The sequence below is a fragment of the Saccharopolyspora sp. 6V genome, from assembly GCF_020176785.1.
Classification (GTDB): domain Bacteria; phylum Actinomycetota; class Actinomycetes; order Mycobacteriales; family Pseudonocardiaceae; genus Saccharopolyspora_C; species Saccharopolyspora_C gregorii.
On record NZ_JAIUKB010000127.1, the window covers coordinates 1 to 21,168 of the forward strand.

Below are 21,168 nucleotides of genomic sequence, written 5' to 3' on the forward strand. Positions count from 1 at the left end.
GGGCGCCGGCGCGGGGGGGGGCGGCCGCGCCCCCCCCCCCCGCCCCCCCCGCCCCGCGCCGCCCCCCCGCCCCCCCCCCCCCCCCCCCCCCCCCCCCCCCCCCGCCCGGGTGCTGCTCGCGGAGGGTGAGGGGCCGTTGCGGTCCGGCGACGCGATCGAGGGGCCGGCCGACGGTGTCCGACGACCGAGCGTCATGAGTTCGGGTGCTGTTCACCTGCACGTCCAGGGGACCTCGCCTGATCGGCATAGCGTCCAGGTGTTCCTGACTGACACCTGGAGGTCCGTGTGTCCACCCGACCGGACGGCGGGCGGGTCGTCCCGCTGCCACTGCTGTCGAACCACTCCGCCCGCCGGGCATCGGCCACCTGCAAGTACCGCTGCGGCAACGCCTGCGCGCACGAGGCGCCGAACACCTCCGGCAACGGCTACTTCGGCGACGTCGTCGCGAGCGTCCTGAGCCGTCGCGGCGCGCTGAAGGCGGGGGGCGTGCTGGCGCTGGCGGTCGGCGGGGCCTCCGCCCTGTCCGGCACCGCCGCGGCCACCGCCCCGCGTCCCGCCGGTCGTCCCGTGCCGGGCACCGACTTCGCGCCGGTCGCGCCGAACCAGGAGGACCGGCTCACCGTCCCCGAGGGCTACGCGCAGGGCATCGTGATCCGCTGGGGCGATCCGCTCGTCGACGGCGCCCCCGAGTTCGACTTCCACCACCAGTCGGCGGCGGCGCAGGAGAAGCAGTTCGGCTACAACAACGACTTCGCCGGGTTCGTCCCGCTCGACGCGGCAGGCAGGCGCGGGCTGCTCGTGGTCAACCACGAGTACACCACCGAGTCGCACATGTTCCCGGACTACGACGAGGACAACCCCACCGAGGAGCAGGTCCGCATCGCCTGGGCCGCGCACGGCCTGTCCGTCGTGGAGGTCGCGAAGGAACGCGGCAAGGGCCTCGTCGCGCGGCGCGGCGAGCGCAACCGGCGGATCACGCTGAACACCGAGTTCGAGGTGCGCGGACCCGCCGCGGGCAGCGACTTCCTCAAGACCTCCGTCGACCCGACCGGCACCCGCGTGTTCGGCACCCAGAACAACTGCGCGGGCGGCGTCACCCCGTGGGGCACGATCCTGTCCGGCGAGGAGAACTTCCACCAGTACTTCGGGCACTCCGAGCTGATCACCGAGCCGGTCGCGGCCGAGCGCTACCGGCGCTACGTCATCGGCACCGGCGAGACCGACCGCAAGTGGGAGCGCTTCGACCGCCGCTGGGACGTCTCGCAGGAGCCGAACGAGCCGAACCGCTTCGGCTGGGTCGTCGAGATCGACCCGAACGATCCGACGTCCACCCCGGTCAAGCACACCGCGCTGGGCCGGTTCAAGCACGAGGGCGCCACCATCCAGATCGCCGACGACGGCCGGGTGGTCGCCTACTCCGGTGACGACGAGCGCTTCGAGTACATCTACAAGTTCGTCTCGAACGGCCGGTACAAGCCGGGCCGCAGCGCGCACGCGCGGCGGCACAACTCGGCGCTGCTCGACGACGGCACCCTCTACGTGGCCCGCTTCCACGGCAACAGCCCCGCCGAGGAGATCGACGGTTCGGGCGCGCTGCCCGCCGACGGGCACTTCGACGGCACCGGCGAGTGGTTGAAGCTGGTCAGCGGGAACGAGTCCTTCGTGCCCGGCTTCAGCGCCGAAGAGGTCTACGTGTTCACCCGGCTCGCCGCCGACGCGCTCGGCGCGACGAAGATGGACCGGCCCGAGGACATCGAGCCGAACCCGGTGAACGGCCGCGTCTACTGCGCGCTGACGAACAACAGCAACCGCGGCTCCGCGGACAACGCCCCGGTCGACGAGGCCAACCCCCGGGTCGGCAACAAGCACGGGCACGTCCTGGAGTTCGCCGACGACACCGCGGGCACCCGGTTCCGCTGGAACCTGCTGCTGGTGTGCGGCGACCCGAACGACCCGGGCACCTACTTCGGCGGCTTCGACAAGTCCCAGGTCAGCCCGATCTCCTGCCCGGACAACGTCACCTTCGACCGGTTCGGGAATCTGTGGATCACCACCGACGGCAACGAGCTCGGCTCGAACGACGGGCTGTTCGCGGTGCCGGTGGACGGACCGGAACGCGGCAAGGTGAAGCAGTTCCTGACCGTGCCGGTGGGCGCGGAGACCTGCGGTCCGGTGGTCCTCGACGACCTGGTCACGGTCAACGTGCAGCACCCGGGCGAGGACGCCGAGGACGCCCAGCACCCCACGTCGCACTGGCCGGACGGCGGCGACTCGCAGCCGCGGCCCTCGGTGGCCGTGGTGTGGCGGGAGGGCGGTGGTGAGATCGGCCGGCGCTGATCTCACCTGCGAGCGCGGGGGCCTTCCGAACACGGGAGGCCCTCGTTGCGCTCGCCGGTGACCGGGCCGGACCGGGGAACGCCCGATCACCAGGCGCGGAAGGATCCCGGCGCGCACGTCCCACGGGAAACCCCGGAGCACCCGAACGCGGGCGTCGCGCTCCGCGGGTGCACCAACGCCCCGCGCGGTGCCGGCCCACCGGAAGGCCCCGGAGCACCTGCCCGACCGCGGGCGGAGGCGTCCGGCCCGGTGGGGCGCCCGGCGCACCGTGCGCGCGCGTGCGACGGATACGATTCAGACCATGTCTGAACGTCCGATCGCCCTGGTCACGGGTGCTTCCCGCGGCATCGGGGCCGCCACCGCCCGCGCCCTGTCCGAGACCCACGACGTGCTGCTCGGCGGCCGGGACGGCGAAGCGCTGCGGGAGCTGGCGGCGGAGATCGACGGCGCCCGCCCGTGGCCGGTGGAGCTGACCGATCCGGACGCGGTGGCGGCGGCGGTGCGGGACGTGAACCGGCTTGACGTGCTGGTGCACAGCGCGGGGCTGGTGGAACTCGGCGCGGTCTCGGACGTGTCGGTCGACTCGTGGCGGCGGACCTTCGAGCTGAACCTGTTCGCGGTCACCGAGCTCACCCGGCTGCTGCTGCCCGAGCTGCGCGCGGCCTCCGGGCACGTGGTGCTGATCAATTCGGGTTCGGGCTTGAACGCGAAGCCGAACTGGGGTTCCTACGCGGCGAGCAAGTTCGCGCTGCGCGCGTTCGCCGACGTGCTGCGCGCCGAGGAGGCCGCGAACGGCGTCCGGGTGACCTCGGTCTTCCCGGGCCGGGTCGACACGGACATGCAGCGCGGCGTGGTCGCGGCCGAGGGCGGCGAGTACCGGCCGGAGCGCTTCCTGACCCCGGAGTCGGTCGCGGGGCCGGTCTGCACCGCGGTGCGCGCCACCGCCGACGCCCACCTCACCGAGCTGGTCGTCCGCCCCTCCTGACGTCGCCGGGCCGCGGCCGCTGCGGGCGGCCGTCCGCGCACCGGGTCGCCGCCGGGGAGTCGGCAGGCCGGCGCCCGCCCCGGATTAGCGTGCTCGGGTGACCGTGCTTCGTTCGATCGTGCTGTTCGCCCTCGCCGCCGTCGCCGAGATCGGTGGTGCCTGGCTGGTCTGGCAGGGGGTGCGCGAGCACAAGGGCCTGTTGTGGATGGGCGCCGGCGTGCTCGCGCTGGGCGCCTACGGGTTCGTCGCCACCTTGCAGCCGGACGCGAACTTCGGCCGGATCCTCGCCGCGTACGGCGGGGTCTTCGTGGCGGGCTCGCTGGCGTGGGGCGTGCTGCTGGACGGGTTCCGGCCGGACCGCTGGGACCTGGCGGGCGCGGCCCTGTGCCTGGTCGGCGTCGCCGTGATCATGTACGCGCCGCGCGGCTGAGCCGGGCCCGGACGCGAGAACGGGAGGGAGCACGCGGGCTTCCCTCCCGTCCCCGGTCGATCGGTGCCGCTACTGGACGGCGATCGTCGCGTGCCGGTCCTGCTCGGTACCGCCTTCCGCGGTGCCCTTGCCGACGACTTCGAGGCGTTCCTTCGGGACGCCGGCCTCGGTGAACGCGTCCGCGACGGCCTGCGCCCGCTGCTGGGACAGCTCCTGGTCCTTCGGCGACGGGTTGCCGGTGTCGGCGACGTAGCCGGTGATGGTGAACTTCAGCTCCTGCGGCGCGGACTTCGCCAGCTCGGCGGCCTTCTTCGCGGTCTGCTCGCCCTGCTCGGTGAGGTCCGCGCTGTCGGCCTCGAAGGTGATCGGGCTCTGTGCGAGGGCCTGGTCGATCTGCTGCTGCAGAGCCGTCTTGGCGGCCGCCGGGTCCGGGCTCGGCGGCGGCGCCGGGGTCTGCTCCTGCTGCTGCGCGGGCGGCGCCGGTGGCACCTCGCCCTCCTGGCCGCCCTGGCCCTGGTCGCCGCCGCCGCCGGAGCAGCCTGCGAGGAGCGCGACGAGCGCGGCCGCCGCCACGCCGTAGGGGGCTGTTCTTCGATCCATGCCGACCTCCGCGAATCGGGCTCGCCGGGCGCGGCGCGCGTGGGGCGCCCGGAGCGTGGGTCCCTCCATTGGATGTCGAGGTGGAGGTCCGGGCAGGTCGGGTTTCGGGCTCCCACGCGATCGTGTGAAGCCGCCCGGGTTGCGCGATCGGCCGCGCGTGGGGGCGAGATGCCCGGTTCGGCGCATGTCACAGGGCCTTCCCGGTGGTTTCCGGCCCACCCGCTCGACAGAAGTTACTGCGGGGTAATACTCTGGAGTTACCGACGAGTAAGGCCATGTCCGGAGAGCGGGGCCGGCTCGGATCATCAGTGCGGAGAGGGAGCCTGCGAAATGGGCCACTACAAGAGCAACGTCCGCGATCTCGAATTCAACCTGTTCGAGCTCTTCAAGGTGCAGGACCGGCTCGGCACCGGGGCGTTCGAGCAGTCCGACGAGGACACCGTGCGCGGTGTGCTCAGCGAGCTCAACGCGCTCGCCACCGGGCCGCTCGCCGAGTCGTTCGCGGACGGCGACCGCACCCCGGCGAAGTTCGACCCGAAGACCCACTCGGTCACGCTGCCGGAGTCGTTCAAGAAGTCCTACCAGCAGGTCATGGACGGCGAGTGGTGGCGGCTCGGGCTCTCCGACGAGCTCGGCGGCTACGGCATCCCGCCGACCGTGCAGTGGGCCACCTCCGAGCTGATCCTCGGCGCCAACCCGGCCGTGTACATGTACATGGCGGGTCCGCAGTTCGCCGGGATCGTGCACAAGAACGGCACCGAGGAGCAGCGCGCCTGGGCCGACCTGATGATCCAGCGCGGCTGGGGCGCCACCATGGTGCTGACCGAGCCGGACGCGGGCTCCGACGTCGGCTCCGGGCGCACCAAGGCCGTCAAGCAGGCCGACGGCAGCTGGCACCTCGACGGCGTGAAGCGGTTCATCACCTCCGCCGACCAGGACATGACCGAGAACATCATGCACCTGGTGCTGGCCCGCCCCGAGGGCGACGGCGTGGAGAGCAAGCCCGGCACCAAGGGCCTGAGCCTGTTCCTGGTGCCCAAGTTCCACTTCGACGGCACCACCGGCGAGCCGGGCGAGCGCAACGGCGCCTTCGTCACCAACGTCGAGCACAAGATGGGCCTGAACGCCTCCGCCACCTGCGAGCTGACCTTCGGCCAGCACGGCACGCCTGCGCAGGGCTGGCTGCTCGGCGAGGTGCACGACGGCATCGCGCAGATGTTCCAGGTCATCGAGTACGCCCGGATGATGGTCGGCACCAAGGCCATCGCCACGCTGTCCACCGGCTACCTCAACGCGCTGGAGTACGCCAAGGAGCGCGTGCAGGGCGCCGACCTCACCAAGGCCACCGACAAGACCGCCCCGCGCGTGGCGATCACGAACCACCCCGACGTGCGCCGCATCCTGCTGCTGCAGAAGGCGTACGCGGAGGGCCTGCGCGCGGTGTACCTCTACACCGCGACGTACCAGGACCAGATCGCGCAGGGCAAGGCGAGCGGCGCGGACGTGTCGCTGGCCGAGCAGGTCAACGACCTGCTGCTGCCGATCGTGAAGGGCGTCGGCTCGGAGCGGGCGTACGAGAACCTGACGCTGTCGCTGCAGACCCTCGGCGGCTCCGGCTACCTGCAGGACTACCCGATCGAGCAGTACATCCGGGACGCCAAGATCGACAGCCTGTACGAGGGCACCACGGCGATCCAGGCGCAGGACTTCTTCTTCCGCAAGATCGTCCGCAACAACGGCGCAGCGCTGGGCCACCTCGCAGCCGAGGTGCAGAAGTCGCTGGAGGCCGAGGGTGCGGACGACCGGCTCAAGGAGGAGCGGGCGCTGCTCGCGAAGGCGCTGGACGACGTGCAGGGCACCCTCGGCGCCGTCTTCGGCTTCCTGACCTCCGCGCAGGAGGACGTGACCAACATCTACAAGGTCGGCCAGCACGCCGTGACCGTGCTGATGAGCATGGGCGACCTGCTCATCGGCTGGCTGCTGCTGCGCCAGGCCGAGATCGCGCTGGCGGCGCTGGACGCGGGCGCCTCGGCGAAGGACCAGCCCTTCTACCAGGGCAAGGTCGCGGTGTCCCGGTTCTTCGCGAAGAACGTGCTGCCGGAGCTGACCGGCCGCCGCAAGATCGTGGAGAACGCGGACAACTCCATCATGGAGCTGGACGAGTCGGCGTTCTGATCCGGCGCGAGACCGGCGTGGGCGTCCCCTCGGTGGCGGGCCCCCCCACGCCCGTTTTCGCGGTCAGGTCCCGGCCGGGCGGGACCCCGGTCAGACCCGGACCAGCGCCTTGAGCGCCTTCCGGTCGGCCATCGCCCGGTACGCGTCCGGCACCCCGTCCAGGTCGGTGACGTGGTCGAACACCCGGCCCGGCCGGACCGCGCCGGAGAGCACGTCCGGCATCAGCTCCTCGACGTAGGACCGCGCCGGGCAGACGCCGCCGCCGATCCGCACGTTGCGCATGACAGCTCCCGCAGGTCCACGCCGCCGCCCTCCTGCGGGACGCCGACGTAGCCGATCGCGCCGCCGTCGCGGACCAGGCGGGTCGCGGTCGCCATCGACTCGGCGGTGCCCACGCACTCCAGCACCGAGCGCACGCCTTCGCCGCCGGTCAGCTCCCGCACGCGCCGCACCCCGGCGTCGCCGCGCTCCGCCACCACGTCCGTCGCTCCGAACTCGCGGGCCAGCTCGGTGCGGTCCGGGTGCCTGCCCATGATGATCAGGCGTTCGGCGCCGAGCCGGGCGGCGGCCAGCACCCCGCACAGGCCGACGGCACCGTCACCGACCACGGCCACCGAACCGCCCCGCCGCACCTCGGCGGACACCGCGGCGTGGTGCCCGGTCGGGAACACGTCGGCCAAGGTGAGCAGCGAGGGCAGTAGCGGATCGTCCTGCTCCACCGGCAACCGCACCAGCGTCCCGTCCGCGTGCGGCACCCGCACCGCCTCGCCCTGCGCGCCGTCCTCGCCGGGCGAGCCGTACACCCCGCCGGACGGGCAGGACGTCTGCAACCCCTCCCGGCAGAACCGGCAGGTGCCGTCGGAGAAGGTGAACGGCGAGACCACCAGGTCACCCGGCCGCACCGACCGCACCGCGGACCCGGCCTCCTCGACCACGCCCAGGAACTCGTGGCCGATCCGCTGCCCGGCCTCGTCGCGCTCCATGCTCTTGTACGGCCACAGGTCGCTACCGCACACGCAGGTCAGCACCACCCGCACGACCGCGTCCGCCGGTTCCCGCAGGGCCGCGTCGGGCACCTTTTCCACTCGCACGTCGCCGGCTCCGCGGATCACGGTGGCTCGCATCGCTGGCTCCCTCGGTCGGGTTCGTCGTCCCCCACCGGGTGCCCGGGTGCGGCGCGGCCGATGCCTCGGAACGCGGACGAGGCCCCTCCCGGAACCGGGAAGGGCCTCGTCGGCGGTGCGGGTCAGGGCGCCGGTGGCGCGCCGCAGTGGATGATCGGCTGCGGGTTGTAGACCGTCTTGGTCGGCTTCTCCTTCTTGACCTTCCCGGTCTTCACGTCGGTCAACGTGCGGGTGTCGGTGACGGTGAAGCCGCCGTTGCCCTTGCTGGGGCTGCACGGCTCGCCCGGCGGCACGACCTTCTCGTGCGGGGGCTTCTCGTTGGTGCGCGGACCGGTCTCGGAACCCACGTCGTACTGCTTGGTGCCCCAGAACTTCACCGTGATCGACGACGGCGTCCACTCCGTGGTGATCATGATTCCGCTGGCGAGCGTGTTCTTGAACTTCACGTCGATGACGCTGCTGCCGTCCGGGTTCTGGAACACCGTGGCCTCGCGGCCCGCCGGGTAGCGGCTGATGTAGTAGCTGTGCTCCTTGTGCTCCACGTCCTGCACGCCCGCGAAGTACGAGGCGTTGAACAGGGTGGTCGCGAACTGCGAGATGCCGCCGCCGACCGCCTTCGCCGGGCGGCCGTCCTCGATGATCCCGGACTCCACGTAGCCCTGCGCGGTGCCGCGCGGGCCGGTGTGGCCGTTGAGGCTGAACGTCTCGCCCGGCTTGATCACCGCTCCGTTGACCTGCTCGGCGGTGCGCCGGATGTTCACCCCGGACGCCGCTTCGAAGCCGCCGGTCTGGTACTCGCTGATGACTTCCTTGATGCCGAGGCCGTTGGCCTGGTCGGTGCTGAACGCGGGCGGCTGCTGCTCGTAGACGGCCTGCACCGTGCGGTCCTGCTTCTTGCGGGCCACGTCCAGGAGCTTCTCGAAGCTCTTCTCCCAGTTGACCCCGCGGCCCTCCAAGGAGGGGTGCACCACGGGACGGCCGCCTTCGAGGACCACCTCGGCGTCCTTCGCCGGCTTCATCGTGTCGAGCAGCTGCGGCTCGACCCCGCCGATCACCGTCGGCAGGTCGAGGTGCGAGCGGAGCCCGCCCTTGCCGTCCGGTTCGAAGCGCAGCGCGGCGGCCACGGTCTCCGGGGCGAGCGCGGCGTCGTGGCCCTCGCCCTTGATCGCGATCGGACCGGACACCGCGGGCTGGGCCACGTTCCGCAGCGCCTGGTGCACGCCGTCGGAGGTGGTGCTCACCGCCTGCTCGGTGAACGGGACCTGGACGGCGCCGCCCTTCGCCCAGTCCGCCATGACCTGGTCGGCGGCCACCTGCACGTCCACCGAACGGCCGGTGACGGGTTCGACCGCGACCGGGGTGGCGCCCTCGAACTTGATGGTGCCCTCGGAGGCCGGTCGCTCCAGGCGCGGCTTCACCTGCTCCAGCGCGGCCACGACCTGCTGCTCGTCGCCGTGGCTGACCGGGGAGATCTCGCGGTTGGTGAACAGCGAGGCGATCCGGGTGAACGGGTTCAGCGGCTGCGAACCGGCCTGCTCGATGGTGGCCGGCCAGTCCATCGTCAGCCCGGACTGCTCCGGGGAGATGGTGGCGGTGGAGTCCCCGGCCTGCAGCTGCACCGGCTGCTGCAGGTTCGGGCCGAGCTCCTCGCGCAGCTTGCGCTCCGCCGCGGCCGGGGTGAGGCCGCCGACGTGCACGGCGGCGACGGTGGTGCCGCGCGGCACGGTGCCGCTGCTGAACGTCAGGTCGCCCACGTAGAGCAGCAGCAGGACGCCGGCGGCGATCCCGGCCACGATGCCGCCGCGGATCAGCTTGCGGCGGTCCTTGGGGCCGCTCTGCTCCGGCGGGTCCTCGGCGAAGCCGCCGCCGATGCCGCCGGCGAACCCGGCCGCCGACGGCGAGTTCGCGTCGGCGGGGACCTTCGGGATGTTCTGGGTGCGCTCGGAATCGACCTCGGGGTACGAGATCTGCTGGGTGGGCGGCGGGGCGGCGAACGAACCGCCCGAGGCCTGGACCGTCGGCTCCTGGCCGCTCACCGCGGGGTGCACCGCGGTCGACTCGGACGAGCCGAGGAAACCGGGGGCGCCGAGGAAGTCCGTGGGCGAGGCGTAGGTGCCGCCGCTCTCGGCGGGGACCGTGGGGATGGTCTGGGTGCGCTCGGCGTCGTCCTCCGGCGGTTCCTGCCCGAGGCGCTGCGTGTCGTCGGCGCCGGACTGCTGCGAGAGCGGGCGGGTGCCGCGCTCGGCCGGGGCGGCGGATTCCGCCGGGGTTCCGGAGGGTGCCTGCTCCGCAGCCGAGCCCGTCGCGCCCGCCGACGCGGACTGCGCCGTCGCGGATCCGGTCGACGCGGACCCGGCCGATGCCGATCCCGTCGATGCGGATCCGGCCGCGGCGAGCTGCTCCGCGGAGATCTGCGTGGTCCGCTCCGCCGCCGATTCCTCCGGCACGCCGGTGGGGGCCGGGGTGCTCGGCCGCGTGGCGTCCGCGGCGGAGCCGCCCGATGCGCCGGGCCGCTCCGCCCGGCCGGCCGGGTCGTCGCCCGCCGGTTTCCGGTTCGGATCGTCCCCGGATGAGACGTCGTAGTTTTCCGGCACCGCTTCCCCTTCATCGGTCTGGTCGTGCGGTGGGGTACATCAGCGAACAGGCGCCGGGGCGGTCCGTCAAGGACGCCGTGCCCGCCTCACCCCGACAGCGGCGGCACCTGGGAGGGGTGCCGGTCGCGGCTCGCGGTGGATCAGTGGCTCACAGGTACAGGCCGGTGCCCTGTTCGATCTGCTCGCTGGCCACGGCGTGCAGGTCGCGCTCCCGCATCACCAGGTAGGGCTGGCCCTGCACTTCGACCTCGAACTGCTCCTCGGGGTTGAACAGCACCTGGTCGCCGACCTTCACGGCCCGCACGTGGCTGCCCACCCCGAAGACCTCGCCCCAGAGCAGCCGCTTGGCCACCTGGGCGGTCGCCGGAATCACGATGCCGCCGCTGCTGCGGCGTTCGCCTGATTCCGCGGAGACCCGCACCATGACCCGGTCATGCAGCATCTGGATCTCGAGCTTGGCATCGGTCACCCGAAAAGTTTACGTGCCCGCCCCGGCGGGTCCGCCGCGCAGGGGGCCGCTCACGCTCCGGCGTCCATACCGCCCATCACCAGGGGCAGCCGCGGTGGGCCACCTGGCGCAACCCGCACCGGCACTCCCCAGTCCTGCCTGGTCAGGTTGCAGGTGGGGTGTTCGACGGCGGGGTCGTCGGTGCAGCTGGCGGCCTGCGCGACGACGTGCAGCACGCCGTGCTCGATGCCGTCGGCGAGCACCAGCCGCCGTTCCAGGTCGGTTCCGGTGCCCGCGCCCTCGACCAGGAGTTCCGGCGGGGACGCGGTGATCTCCAGCCGGGTGGAGGGCCCGTAGCGGTCGTCGAGCTTGCTGCCCGGCGGCGGGGTGAACACCACGGCGAGCCGCACCTCCCCGTCGCCGATCTCGGTGGCGGGCCGCGTGACCTGCTGCGATGCGCCTTCGACGAGCTTCGCGGAGACGCCGGGCGGCACCGGCCGCTCCAGCCGGTGCGCCGCGGAGGACACCACCACGAGCTCCCCGTCGACCACGGCCGCGCCGGACGGTTCGGCGAGGTGGGTGGCGAGCGTGGCGACCTCGTTCGATGCCGGATCGTAACGTCGGAGGGCCCCGTTGTAGGTGTCGCAGACGGCGACCGACCCGTCCGGCAGCACCGCCACCCCCAGCGGGTGCTGGAGCAGCGCGCTCTCCGCGGGGCCGTCGGCGTGGCCGAAGTCGAACAGCCCGGTGCCGATCGCGGTCCGCACCCGGAACCCGGTGCCGTCCGCTTCGATCCAGCGCAGCGCGGAGGTCTCGGAGTCGGCGAGCCACAACCGGTCCCCGCCGTCGGCGAGGCCGGAGGGCTGGGCGAAGAACGCCTCGGCCGCGTCCCCGTCCCGCAGGCCCTCCACGGTGGTGCCCGCGAAGCGCCGGACCTGCCCGGTGCGCGGGTCGAACAGCCCGAGCGTGTGGTTGCCCGCCATCGCGATGACGACGCCGCCCGCCGGTTCCCACCAGGCGACGTCCCAGGGGCTGGTCAGCGGGGTGTCCGTCCCCGGGCCCCCGTCCGCGCCGTCGCGCCACTGCTCGCCGGTGCCCGCGACGGTCGTGACGTGCCCGTCGGCGAGCCGCACGCCGCGCAGCAGGTGGTTCACCGTGTCCGCGACGACCAGGTCGTAGCCGGCCTCGACGGCGACGGCCGCGGGCAGCACCGCGATCCCGGCGGGTTCGGCGAAGGAGGCCTCGGCGGGCCCGCCGTCGCGGGCGCCGCGCTCGCCGCTGCCGATGCGGCGCAGCACCGTCTCGCCGTCCTGGGCGAACTCGACCAGCGAGTGGTTCGCGGAGTCGGAGACCAGCACGGTGCCCGGCCCGGCGGCGATCTTCGCGGGGAACCGCAGCTCGGTGGCGGCGGGTTCCGGCGGCACGTAGGGGCCGTCGCCGCGGTGCAGGGTGCCCTTCGCGTCGTGCTCGGCGACCAGTTCGCGCAGCACGCTGCGCAGCGCGTCCACGTGGCCCTCGCCCGCGGCGACGTGCACCAGGTAGCCCTCGGGGTCGACCACGGCGAGCGTCGGCCACGCCTTGACGGCGTAGTTCTGCCAGGTCGTCAGCTCGGGGTCGTCGAGGACCGGGTGGTGCACGGAGTAGCGCTCGACCGCGGCGAGCAGCGCGTCCGGGTCGGCTTCGTGCTCGAACTTCGGCGAGTGCACGCCGACGGTGACCAGCTCGTCGGCGAACTCCTGCTCCAGCGGCCGGAGCTCGTCGATGACGTGCAGGCAGTTGATGCAGCAGAACGTCCAGAAGTCCAGCAGCACGATCTTGCCGCGCAGGTCGGAGAGCAGAACCTCCCGGCCGCCGGTGTTCAGCCACTGCCGCCCGGTCAGCTCGGGCGCGCGGACGCGGGTGCGGAGGTGCGACGCGGTACTCACGTGCGGAGTCAACAACACCGGCCGGGCGCCCTGTTCCCGCGTCCACATGCCGGGAAGTTCGCCCGGCGCGGGAATGGCGGGGGCGATCGGAAGCTTGATCCGGTACGCGGATCGCGCCGGGTTCCCGCCGCGGGAGCGGCCGGGAGGAGGGTGCGTCGGGGTGTCGAAACCCCGGAATTGGAAAGCCCCGCGGTGCTGCCAGGTCGGGGGTCCGACAGCACCGCGGGGTCACCATCCATATCGGCGGCACCCCCGGCGTTGTTACACACCGACCTCGGTGTGACTCAAGTCACGCCGTTGTGGGTGCCGCGGATGCCGCGAACGGCCGGTTCGCGGCTCGTTGACCAGCGCGTTCGGTGAGCTCGGCGGTGTTTCCGCACCGGCGCGGGAATTCGCGATCGGCGGCCCGCCGGCTCAGCCCCCGTGGAGCGCGGCGATCGCTTCCGGCCCGTACCCGGCGGCCAGCAGCGGCCGCCGCACGTCGCGGTCGAGATCGGGCAGGTAGCCGAGCAGCACGTCCGCGGGCCCGGTGATCGACGCCCGCTCCAGCGCCGCGGGCAGCAGCAGCGTCCGGCCCGGTTCGAGCTCGTCGTCGCCGCCCGCGCTGCGCACCCGCGCCGCCCCGCCCGCGTTGCTCAGCAGCAGGACCCGGCCGACGGGCAGTTCCCGCTCGGTTCCCGCGCCGAGCCGCCACCGCTCCAGGGCGAAGTGCGGTCCGGCGCAGCACAGGACGCGGTCGGCGTCTCCGCTCGGCGGCAGCCGCAGGCCCGGCGTCGGGTGCGGCCGGGCGGCCGGGTCCCACTCGTCGAGCAGCCGCTCCACGTTCGCGCGGCGCTGCTCCGGGTCGACCGGCGAGCCGTCCTGCATGTTCCACGGCATGGCGTGCTGCTGGATGTCGGAGGTCTGCTCGATCTCGTGGATCAGCGTGTCCGGTCCGAAGCTGTGCGGTGTCCCGCCCGGGACGTAGACGGTGTCACCGGGGCGCAGCGGCAGTTCCCGCAGCACCGAGCCGAAGTCCTCGGCGAGCAGCGTCGAGCGCAGCTCCGCCCGGTCCACGCCCTCCCGGGTGCCGATGAAGGCGGTGGCGCCGGGCGCGGCGTCCAGCACGTGCCAGGCCTCGGTCTTGCCGTTCGGCTCCCGTTCGAGCCGCCGGGCGGTCTCGTCGTCGGCGTGCACGTGGACCGGCAGCATGCCCGTCCCGTCGATGAACTTGGTCAGCAGCGGGAAGCGGTCGCCGCGCCAGCCCGGCCCCACCAGCTCGTCGGGGTGCGCGCGGGTGAGCTCCCGCAGCCTCCGCCCCGCCAGCGGCCCGGCCACGACCTCCGCGCCGCGGCCGTCCACGTCGCTGACCTCCCAGGTCTCGGCGATCCGGTCCGCTGGCAGGGCCCCGCCTCCCCAGCCGGTCGGCGATGGCCCGGCCGCCGAAGACGTGCCGGGCGACGGGCGTGCTCAACCGCAGCGGGTACCAGCGCGGCGTCACAGGATCGGCACCCCGCCGGTGACCGCGATGCGCGCGCCGGAGATGTACGCGGCCTCGTCGGAGGCCAGCAGCACGTAGGTCCCGGCGAGCTCGGCCGGCTGCCCCGGCCTGCCCAGCGGCACGTCCTCCCCGAAGTGCTCCACCTGCTCGGTGGGCATCGTGGCCGGAATCAACGGCGTCCAGATCGGCCCCGGCGCGACGCTGTTCGCCCGGATCCCGCGCGGCCCGTACAACCGGGCGAGCCCGGCGGTGAAGTTCGCGATGCCCGCCTTCGTCGCGTCGTAGGCCAGCAACGTCGGCGGCGGCATGTCCGAGTTCACCGAGGTCGAGTTGATGATCGAGGAGCCCGGCCCCAGGTGCGGCAGCGCCGCCTTGCACAGGTGGAACATCGCGCTGAGGTTGACCGCCACCGTGTAGTCCCACTCCTGGTCGGGGACGTCCTCCAGCCGGTCGCGGGTCATCTGGAACGCCGCGTTGTTGACCAGCACGTCGATCCGGCCGAACGCCTCGACGGCGCGGTCCACCACGGCCCGGCAGTGCGCCGGGTCGGCGAGGTCGCCGGGCACCAGGACCGCCGTGCGCCCGGCCTCCTCGACGTGGCGCGCGGTCGCTTCGGCGTCCGACCGCTCGTCGAGGTAGGACAGCAGCACGTCGGCGCCCTCCCGGGCGAAGGCGATCGCGACCGCGCGCCCGATGCCGCTGTCGGCGCCGGTGATCACGGTGGCCTTGCCGGTCAACCGGCCGGATCCGGTGTAGCTCCGCTCGCCATGGTCGGGATGTGGGTCCATCTCCCCGGTGACTCCGGGCGGTGCCTGCTGCTGCGGTGGTGTGGTCACGACCGACTCCCTTCCGTGCGCCCCCTCCGCCCTACCCGCGGCCCGCGGGGTGAAACGGCGCTCACTTGAGCGGGTCGTGGCCCCAGTTCATGAGCGAGTAGCGCCAGGTCGTGCGGGTCGGGTCGCCGGACGGCCGCTGGGCGAGGTGCCGCTTGACGTAGCCGCGGACCTCGCGCATGTGCGCGAGGTCGTCGCCGGTGAACTCGGCGCGCTTCTCGCGCAGCAGCGACACGATGCGCCGCCCGGACGCGTGGCCCTTGGTCTCGCCCCCCTCGCCGGACTGCCCGGCGCTCTTCGACTCGTCGGTGGCCAGCCACCGCTCCAGCTCCGCGGGGGTCATGTTGACGAGCTCCTCGAACTCGTCGATCAGCTGCCGATCGGTGTCGGTCATCGCCGCCTCCTGGTCAGGTCCGGTCGAGTTCGCGCAGCACGGTCTTGCGGGCCTTGTGCTCGCGCTCGTGCCGCGCGGCCGCCGCCGCCTCGCGCGGGGGCAGTTCGCGGGCGCGCCGCGCGGCCTCCCGGGCGGGGAGCTCGTCGAGCTCGGCGGACCTGCGCGCCGACTTGGCGGCGGGCGGGTTCGCGGCGTGCTGCGCGCCGCGGCGGGACGCCTCCCGCTTGGCGCGGCGGGTCTCGCGGCGCTCGCGCGGGGTCAGCTCCTCCCACGCGGCCTCCGGCAGGTACCGCTCGGTGGTGCCGTCGTGCCGGGCCCGCGCCGAACCCGATTCGGTCTGCCAACGCTCCTCGGTCCACCGCTGCAGGTCCCGCTGGGCGCGGGTGCGCCGCCTCGGGTGCCGGTAGCCGCCGCCGTGCTGCTCGTACCGCTGCGCGAGGAGCTGGCTCTTGCGCGCCGACCACTGCCCCGGCGCGCCGCCGTCGTCGGAGTCCTTCAACTCGTCCTTCAACCGCTCCCGCAGCCGGGGGTCCGTGTAGTCGCGCTCGTAGTCCGCGCTGCTCTTGCCCATGCCGGTCGGCTACCCGGACGCGCGGCCGCCACGCGCGGTTGGGCGTCCCTCGGGCCGGGGAACTCGGCCGGGAGGGACCGGCGACAGGGGGGCGAGATGGGGATCGACGCTGCGGCGGGGAGCGGGCCCGCCCCGCTCCGGGCACCGGGGATCGTGCTCGGGATCGGCCTCGGCGGGTTCGTCGACGGCATCCTGCTGCACCAGCTGCTGCGGTGGCACCACATGCTGAGCAGCACGGACGACGACGCCATCGGGATCCGGTACTACGACCCGGCCACCACCTCCGGGCTGGAGATGAACACGGTGTGGGACGGGGTGTTCCACACCGTCTGCTGGCTCGCCGTGCTCGTCGGGCTGGCGCTGCTGCACTCGCGGGTCACCCGCCGGCGGCGCCGGGTGTGGGGGTCGCGGGTGCTGTGGGGGTGGGTCCTGGTCGGCTGGGGCGTGTTCAACCTGGTCGAGGGCGTGCTCGACCACCACCTGCTGGGCATCCACCACGTGCGCGACGGGCCGCACCGGCTGTGGTGGGACTTGGGCTTCCTCGCGCTGGGGGCGTTGCTGGTGGTGGCGGGGTACCTGCTGCAACGCGGCGGTCGGTCGGTCGACCTCGGCGGAGGTGGTTCCCGATGAGCCACGACGCGCACGCGTTCGGGGTGCTGCCGTCCGTGCTCGCGCTGGTGCTGGTCGGCGCCGGGTACCTGCACCTCGCCGGGCTGGCGCGGCGCCGCAACCCGGCCCGCGGGTGGAGCCGGTGGCGCACCGCCTGCTTCGCCGCCGGGCTCGCGCTGGTGGCGGTGGCGCTGCTGCCGCCGGTCGCGAGCTTCGCGGGCGGGGACTTCCGCGGGCACGTGGTGCAGCACCTGCTGATCGGCATGTACGCGCCGCTCGGGCTGGTGCTGGGCGCCCCGGTGACGTTGCTGCTGCGCACCGCGCCGCCGATGGTCGGGCGACGGTTGACCGCGCTGCTGCGCAGCGGGCCGGTCCGGGTGCTGAACCGGCCGGAGGTCGCGCTGCTGCTGTCCGCGGGCGGTCTCGTCGTGCTCTACGCGACTCCGCTGCACGAGGTGGGCGAGCACCCGGTCGGGCACTGGCTGCTGTTCGCGCACTTCCTGCTCGCCGGGTACCTGTTCGCGCACGTCATCGCGGGTCCGGACCCGGCGCCGGACCGGCCGGGGGTGCGCACCCGGCTGGTGTACCTCGGTTGCGCCATCGCGGTGCACGCGGTCACCGCCCAGCTGATGTACGGCGGCTGGACTGCCGTGCACGGCCCGGCGGCGGAGGTGCGGGGCGGCGCGGAGCTCATGTACTACGCCGGGGACGTCGCCGAGCTGCTGCTCGCCGGGATCCTCGTCGCGACCTGGCACCCGGAGCGGTCCCGGCGGGTGGGCTAGTCGGGCCGCCCGGGTGGGGGGGGGCCGGCCCCCCCGGCCGGGGCCTCCGCGTCGTCCGGTCAGCGCTCGACGATGGCGGTGACGCCCTGCCCGCCCGCGGCGCAGACCGAGATCAGGCCGCGGCCGGACCCGCGCCCGGCCAGCAGCTTCGCCAGGGTGGCGACGATGCGGCCGCCGGTCGCCGCGAACGGGTGCCCGGCGGCCAGCGAGGAACCGTTCACGTTCAGCTTCGCCGGGTCGATCTCGCCGAGCGGCGCGTCCAGGCCCAGCCGGTCCTTGCAGAAGTCCGGGTCCTGCCAGGCCTTCAGGGTCGCCAGCACCTGCGAGGCGAACGCCTCGTGGATCTCGTAGAAGTCGAAGTCGCCGAGCCCGATCCCGCCGCGCTCCAGCAGCTTCGGCACGGCGTACGCGGGCGCCATCAGCAGGCCCTCGTCGCCGCTGACGTGGTCCACGCCCGCGGGCACGATGTCGCTGAGGTAGGCCAGCACGGGCAGCTTGTGCGCGGCCGCCCACTCCTCGCTGGCCAGCAGCACCACGGCGGCGCCGTCGCTGAGCGGCGTGGAGTTGCCCGCGGTCATGGTGGCGCCCTCGCCCTTGCCGAACACCGGCTTGAGCTTGGCGAGCTTCTCGGCGCTGCTGTCCGGGCGCAGGTTCTGGTCCCGGGTGAGCCCCTGGAACGGGGTGAGCAGGTCGTCGAAGAAGCCGTCGTCGTAGGCGGCGGCCAGCCGCTGGTGGCTGCGGGCGGCGAGCTCGTCCTGCTCCTCGCGCCCGATCTGCCAGTCCAGCGCGGTGCGGGCGGCGTGCTCGCCCATGGACAGGCCGGTGCGCGGCTCGGAGTTCTCCGGGATGTCCGGCTTGACGTGCTGCGGCCGCACCCCGGTCAGCGCCTTGACCTTGCCGCCGGTGGTCTTGGCGTGGTTCGCGGCGAGCAGCACCCGGCGCAGGTCGTCGTTGAGCGCGATGGGCGCGTCGCTGGCGCTGTCCACGCCGCCCGCGATGCCGGATTCGAGCTGCCCGAGGGCGATCTTGTTCGCGACGGAGGTGACGGCCTCCAGACCGGTCGCGCAGGCCATCTGCACGTCGTGCGCGGGGGTGCGCGGGTCGAGCCGGGAGCCGAGGACGGATTCGCGGGCCAGGTTGAAGTCGCGGCTGTGCTTGAGCACGGCGCCCGCGACGAACTCGCCGACGAGCTCGCCCTGCAGGCCGAAGCGGGCGAGCAGCCCGTCCAGCGCGGCGGTGAGCATGTCCTGGTTGGACGCCTGCGTGTAGGGCCCGCCGGATCGGGCGAAGGGGATCCGGTTGCCGCCGACGATCGCGACGCGTCGAGTGGTGGGCATGCGGGACTCCTTCGGGACGGGACCGGTGGTCCGTGCGGTTCGGCTGGTGGTGCTCACCGGATCGGCGTGCGGGGCCGATCGTGCGGGGGCTCTGGTGCGGACCCCGCTGACCCTCTAACCTACCCGCGGGTAGGTTAGACGTCGAGTCCGCCTCCCGAGCGCCCGCCGCGCTCGACCCGCGGGCCGACCGCCCAGTCCACCGACCACCCGCTCACGGGAGTGCGCATGTCCGACCGGTACCAGCAGTTCACCTCGACCGGGTTCGGTCGAACGATCGCCAAGCGCATCGGCCTGCCCACGCCCACCCCGCTCCGCAGGTACCGGCCCGGCGACCCCGTCGTGGGCGGCCCGGTGCTCACCGGCGCCGCCGCGGGATCCCGGCTCGGCGAGGCGATCGCGGGGACGCTGGAGGCCGTCGGCGCCGAGGTCCGCACCGAAGCCGCCGCGGACGCCCGCTACGCCGCGCTCGTCTTCGACGCCACCGGCATCACCTCCAGCGCCCAGCTCGCCCAGCTGCGCGCCTTCTTCAGCCCGGTCATCCGCCAGGTCGGCACCTGCGGTCGCGTCATCGTGCTCGGCACCCCGCCGGAGGAGACCACCGAGGCCGGGGAACGCGTCGCGCAGCGCGCCCTCGAAGGCTTCGTGCGCACCGTCGGCAAGGAGCTCAAGCGCGGCGCCACCGCCCAGCTCGTGTACGCCTCCGAAGGCGCCGAGCGGTCCCTCGATTCCACGCTGAGCTTCCTGCTGTCGGCCAAGTCCGCGTTCGTCTCCGCCCAGGTCGTGCGGGTCGGCCGCGCCGACGCCCCGCAGGTCGATCGGGAGAAGCCGCTGCGCGACAAGGTCGCCCTGGTCACCGGCGCTTCCCGCGGCATCGGCGAGTCCATCGCCGAGACCCTCGCCCGCGACGGCGCGCACGTCGTCTGCCTCGACATCCCCGCCCAGGGCGCCGACCTGGCCGAGGTCGCCAACCGCATCGGCGGCTCCACCCTGCAGCTCGACATCACCGCCGAGGACGCGCCGCAGCGCATCGCCGAGCACTTCGCCGAACGCCACGGCGGGCTCGACGTGGTGGTGCACAACGCGGGCATCACCCGGGACAAGACGCTCGGGCGGATGGACGACGCGCGCTGGGACTCGGTGATCGCGGTGAACCTGACCGCGCAGGAGCGCATCAACGAGGCGCTGCTCGCCGAGGGCTCCCCGCTGAACGACGGCGGCAGGCTGATCGGCGTCGCCTCCATCAGCGGCATCGCGGGCAACGTCGGCCAGGCGAACTACGCGGCGTCGAAGGCCGGCGTGATCGGCCTGGTGCAGGCGCTCGCCCCGGTCGCGGCCCGCCGCGGCGCCACCATCAACGCCGTCGCGCCCGGCTTCATCGAGACGAAGATGACCGCGGCCGTCCCGCTGTTCATCCGCGAGGCCGGCCGCCGGATGAGCAGCCTCTCGCAGGGCGGGCTGCCGGTCGACGTCGCCGAGACGATCGCCTGGTACGCCAGCCCGGCCTCCTCCGGGGTCAACGGCAACGTCGTGCGGGTCTGCGGCCAGAGCCTGCTGGGGGCGTGATGAGCACCGAGATCGACGCGCCGCCGAACCTCTCCGCGCTGTACCTCAAGGCGGCCGCCACCGGACCGCTGCGCCGCGGCCGGGAGCTGCCGGAGACCGAGTACGTGCGCCGCGACATCGCCGTGGACCACGACCACCTGGCCGAGTACGACCGGGTCTGCGGGTTCGGGCTGCGCGACGTGCTGCCCGCGACCTACCCGCACGTGCTCTCGTTCGGGCTGTCGGTGCGGCTGATGACCGACCCGGGGTTCCCGTTCCCGCTGGTGGGGCTGGTGCACGTCGCCAACAGCATCACCGTGCACCGGCCGCTGCTGGTCACCGACGTGCTCACCCAGCGGGTGCGGGTGGCGGACCTGCGCCCGCACCCGAAGGGCAGGCAGCTCGACGTGATCACCGAGACCAGCGTCGAGGGCGAGGTGGTGTGGCGGGAGACCAGCACCTACCTGCGCCGCGGCAAGCCGGACGAGTCGGCGCCGCGGGCCGAGCGCGCCGCCGAGGTCGAGCCCGGTTCGGCCACCGCCGTCTGGCGGGTGCCCGCCGACCAGGGCCGCCGCTACGCGGAGGTGTCCGGGGACAAGAACCCGATCCACCTGCGGGCGCTGACGGCGAAGGCGTTCGGCTTCCCGCGCGCCATCGCGCACGGGATGTGGACGAAGGCGCGGGCGCTGGCGGGGCTGGAGGGCAGGCTGCCGGACGCGTACACGGTCGACGTGGACTTCGTGAAGCCGCTGCTGCTGCCCTCGACGGTGGAGTTCACCGCGCACCGGGACGCCGGGACGTTCGCGGTGCACTCCCGCTCCGGTAAGCCGCACCTGGTGGGGCGGCTGCACTGACCTGCGGGAAGGCGGGTCCGGGTCCGCGTGCGCGCGCGGATCCGGGTGCGGGTGGTGGGGGGGGGGGGGGCGCCCCCCCCCCCCCCCCACACGAGGCCGCCGCGCCGGGGCCGGGGGCCCCCCCCGGCCCCCCCCCGGGCCCGGCGCC

The 21,168-nt window shown here is 73.6% G+C and carries 17 protein-coding genes and 1 pseudogene; 8 read left to right on the forward strand and 10 right to left on the reverse strand.

Annotated features, from left to right (window positions below):
* Positions 1-285 precede the first annotated feature (285 nt).
* From LCD35_RS22915 to LCD35_RS22925, 3 genes are all read left to right on the forward strand, one after another.
* Complete coding sequence (locus LCD35_RS22915) at positions 286-2,337, forward strand: PhoX family phosphatase (protein WP_225044833.1); 2,052 nt, start codon at positions 286-288, stop codon at positions 2,335-2,337.
* A 301-nt stretch (positions 2,338-2,638) separates the two neighbouring features.
* The gene (locus LCD35_RS22920) at positions 2,639-3,322 is read left to right on the forward strand and encodes an SDR family oxidoreductase (protein WP_224968730.1); all 684 of its coding nucleotides are present in this window, start codon (positions 2,639-2,641) and stop codon (positions 3,320-3,322) included.
* A gap of 97 nt (positions 3,323-3,419) precedes the next feature.
* Positions 3,420-3,752, forward strand: a complete 333-nt coding sequence (locus LCD35_RS22925) for a YnfA family protein (RefSeq protein WP_224960536.1) — start codon at positions 3,420-3,422, stop codon at positions 3,750-3,752.
* Positions 3,753-3,821: 69 nt separating this feature from the next.
* On the opposite strand, the gene LCD35_RS22930 is transcribed toward LCD35_RS22925, so the two are convergent.
* Positions 3,822-4,352 carry an OmpA family protein gene (locus LCD35_RS22930; protein WP_225044834.1) on the reverse strand — a complete coding sequence of 177 codons (531 nt, stop codon included), beginning with the start codon at positions 4,350-4,352 and terminating at the stop codon, positions 3,822-3,824.
* A 330-nt stretch (positions 4,353-4,682) separates the two neighbouring features.
* On the opposite strand from LCD35_RS22930, the gene LCD35_RS22935 reads away from it, so the two are divergent.
* Positions 4,683-6,527 (forward strand): acyl-CoA dehydrogenase, encoded by a 1,845-nt coding sequence (locus LCD35_RS22935; RefSeq protein WP_225044835.1) that lies wholly within the window; start codon positions 4,683-4,685, stop codon positions 6,525-6,527.
* 90 nt (positions 6,528-6,617) lie between these two features.
* On the opposite strand, the pseudogene LCD35_RS22940 reads toward LCD35_RS22935, so the two are convergent.
* The 8 genes and pseudogenes from LCD35_RS22940 to LCD35_RS22975 all read right to left on the reverse strand — a co-directional run bounded on the left by LCD35_RS22940 (position 6,618) and on the right by LCD35_RS22975 (position 15,896).
* Positions 6,618-7,651, reverse strand: a pseudogene (locus LCD35_RS22940) (zinc-binding dehydrogenase).
* Positions 7,652-7,773: 122 nt separating this feature from the next.
* A complete protein-coding gene (locus LCD35_RS30555) occupies positions 7,774-10,245 on the reverse strand; it encodes a VanW family protein (protein WP_225044836.1) in 2,472 nt (823 codons plus the stop codon).
* A 148-nt stretch (positions 10,246-10,393) separates the two neighbouring features.
* On the reverse strand, positions 10,394-10,714 hold the full coding sequence (locus tag LCD35_RS22950; RefSeq protein WP_224960526.1) for a co-chaperone GroES: 321 nt from the start codon (positions 10,712-10,714) through the stop codon (positions 10,394-10,396).
* Positions 10,715-10,764: 50 nt separating this feature from the next.
* On the reverse strand, positions 10,765-12,666 hold the full coding sequence (locus LCD35_RS22955; RefSeq protein ID WP_224960524.1) for an NHL domain-containing thioredoxin family protein: 1,902 nt from the start codon (positions 12,664-12,666) through the stop codon (positions 10,765-10,767).
* Positions 12,667-13,032: 366 nt separating this feature from the next.
* Positions 13,033-13,959, reverse strand: a complete 927-nt coding sequence (locus tag LCD35_RS22960; protein WP_224960523.1) for a class I mannose-6-phosphate isomerase — start codon at positions 13,957-13,959, stop codon at positions 13,033-13,035.
* 135 nt (positions 13,960-14,094) lie between these two features.
* Positions 14,095-14,886: an SDR family oxidoreductase gene (locus LCD35_RS22965; protein ID WP_224960544.1), complete on the reverse strand. Its 792-nt coding sequence runs from the start codon at positions 14,884-14,886 to the stop codon at positions 14,095-14,097.
* Between the two features lie 109 nt (positions 14,887-14,995).
* Entirely contained in the window at positions 14,996-15,325 is a 330-nt protein-coding gene (locus LCD35_RS22970; RefSeq protein ID WP_224960522.1) for a DUF3140 domain-containing protein, read from the reverse strand.
* 13 nt (positions 15,326-15,338) lie between these two features.
* Positions 15,339-15,896 (reverse strand): DUF5872 domain-containing protein, encoded by a 558-nt coding sequence (locus tag LCD35_RS22975; RefSeq protein ID WP_224960521.1) that lies wholly within the window; start codon positions 15,894-15,896, stop codon positions 15,339-15,341.
* A gap of 96 nt (positions 15,897-15,992) precedes the next feature.
* Here LCD35_RS22975 and LCD35_RS22980 point away from each other — a divergent pair, with 96 nt between their 5' ends.
* Together LCD35_RS22980 and LCD35_RS22985 are read left to right on the forward strand one after the other, a co-directional pair.
* The gene (locus LCD35_RS22980; RefSeq protein ID WP_224960520.1) at positions 15,993-16,526 is read left to right on the forward strand and encodes a DUF2243 domain-containing protein; all 534 of its coding nucleotides are present in this window, start codon (positions 15,993-15,995) and stop codon (positions 16,524-16,526) included.
* Positions 16,523-17,287, forward strand: coding sequence for a cytochrome c oxidase assembly protein (locus tag LCD35_RS22985; protein ID WP_224968911.1), 765 nt, complete (start codon positions 16,523-16,525; stop codon positions 17,285-17,287). Before LCD35_RS22980 ends, LCD35_RS22985 begins: the two co-directional genes overlap by 4 nt.
* Before the next feature lie 59 nt (positions 17,288-17,346).
* On the opposite strand, the gene LCD35_RS22990 is transcribed toward LCD35_RS22985, so the two are convergent.
* Positions 17,347-18,624: an acetyl-CoA C-acetyltransferase gene (locus tag LCD35_RS22990; RefSeq protein WP_224960518.1), complete on the reverse strand. Its 1,278-nt coding sequence runs from the start codon at positions 18,622-18,624 to the stop codon at positions 17,347-17,349.
* A gap of 225 nt (positions 18,625-18,849) precedes the next feature.
* On the opposite strand from LCD35_RS22990, the gene LCD35_RS22995 reads away from it, so the two are divergent.
* Both LCD35_RS22995 and LCD35_RS23000 read left to right on the forward strand, forming a co-directional pair.
* Positions 18,850-20,187 carry a 3-oxoacyl-ACP reductase gene (locus LCD35_RS22995; RefSeq protein ID WP_224960517.1) on the forward strand — a complete coding sequence of 446 codons (1,338 nt, stop codon included), beginning with the start codon at positions 18,850-18,852 and terminating at the stop codon, positions 20,185-20,187.
* Entirely contained in the window at positions 20,184-21,020 is an 837-nt protein-coding gene (locus LCD35_RS23000; protein WP_224960515.1) for a MaoC family dehydratase, read from the forward strand. The genes LCD35_RS22995 and LCD35_RS23000 overlap by 4 nt, the downstream gene beginning before the upstream one ends.
* Positions 21,021-21,168: the final 148 nt, after the last annotated feature.

Excerpts from the sequence above, each read along its gene's own strand:
- LCD35_RS22920 (WP_224968730.1), top strand. The coding sequence starts at position 2,639 with ATGTCTGAACGTCCGATCGCCCTGGTCACGGGTGCTTCCCGCGGCATC.
- LCD35_RS22930 (WP_225044834.1), bottom strand. The coding sequence starts at position 4,352 with ATGGATCGAAGAACAGCCCCCTACGGCGTGGCGGCGGCCGCGCTCGTC.
- LCD35_RS22935 (WP_225044835.1), top strand. The coding sequence starts at position 4,683 with ATGGGCCACTACAAGAGCAACGTCCGCGATCTCGAATTCAACCTGTTC.
- LCD35_RS22955 (WP_224960524.1), bottom strand. The coding sequence starts at position 12,666 with ATGTGGACGCGGGAACAGGGCGCCCGGCCGGTGTTGTTGACTCCGCAC.
- LCD35_RS22965 (WP_224960544.1), bottom strand. The coding sequence starts at position 14,886 with ATGGACCCACATCCCGACCATGGCGAGCGGAGCTACACCGGATCCGGC.
- LCD35_RS22970 (WP_224960522.1), bottom strand. The coding sequence starts at position 15,325 with ATGACCGACACCGATCGGCAGCTGATCGACGAGTTCGAGGAGCTCGTC.
- LCD35_RS22975 (WP_224960521.1), bottom strand. The coding sequence starts at position 15,896 with ATGGGCAAGAGCAGCGCGGACTACGAGCGCGACTACACGGACCCCCGG.
- LCD35_RS22980 (WP_224960520.1), top strand. The coding sequence starts at position 15,993 with ATGGGGATCGACGCTGCGGCGGGGAGCGGGCCCGCCCCGCTCCGGGCA.
- LCD35_RS22985 (WP_224968911.1), top strand. The coding sequence starts at position 16,523 with ATGAGCCACGACGCGCACGCGTTCGGGGTGCTGCCGTCCGTGCTCGCG.
- LCD35_RS22990 (WP_224960518.1), bottom strand. The coding sequence starts at position 18,624 with ATGCCCACCACTCGACGCGTCGCGATCGTCGGCGGCAACCGGATCCCC.
- LCD35_RS22995 (WP_224960517.1), top strand. The coding sequence starts at position 18,850 with ATGTCCGACCGGTACCAGCAGTTCACCTCGACCGGGTTCGGTCGAACG.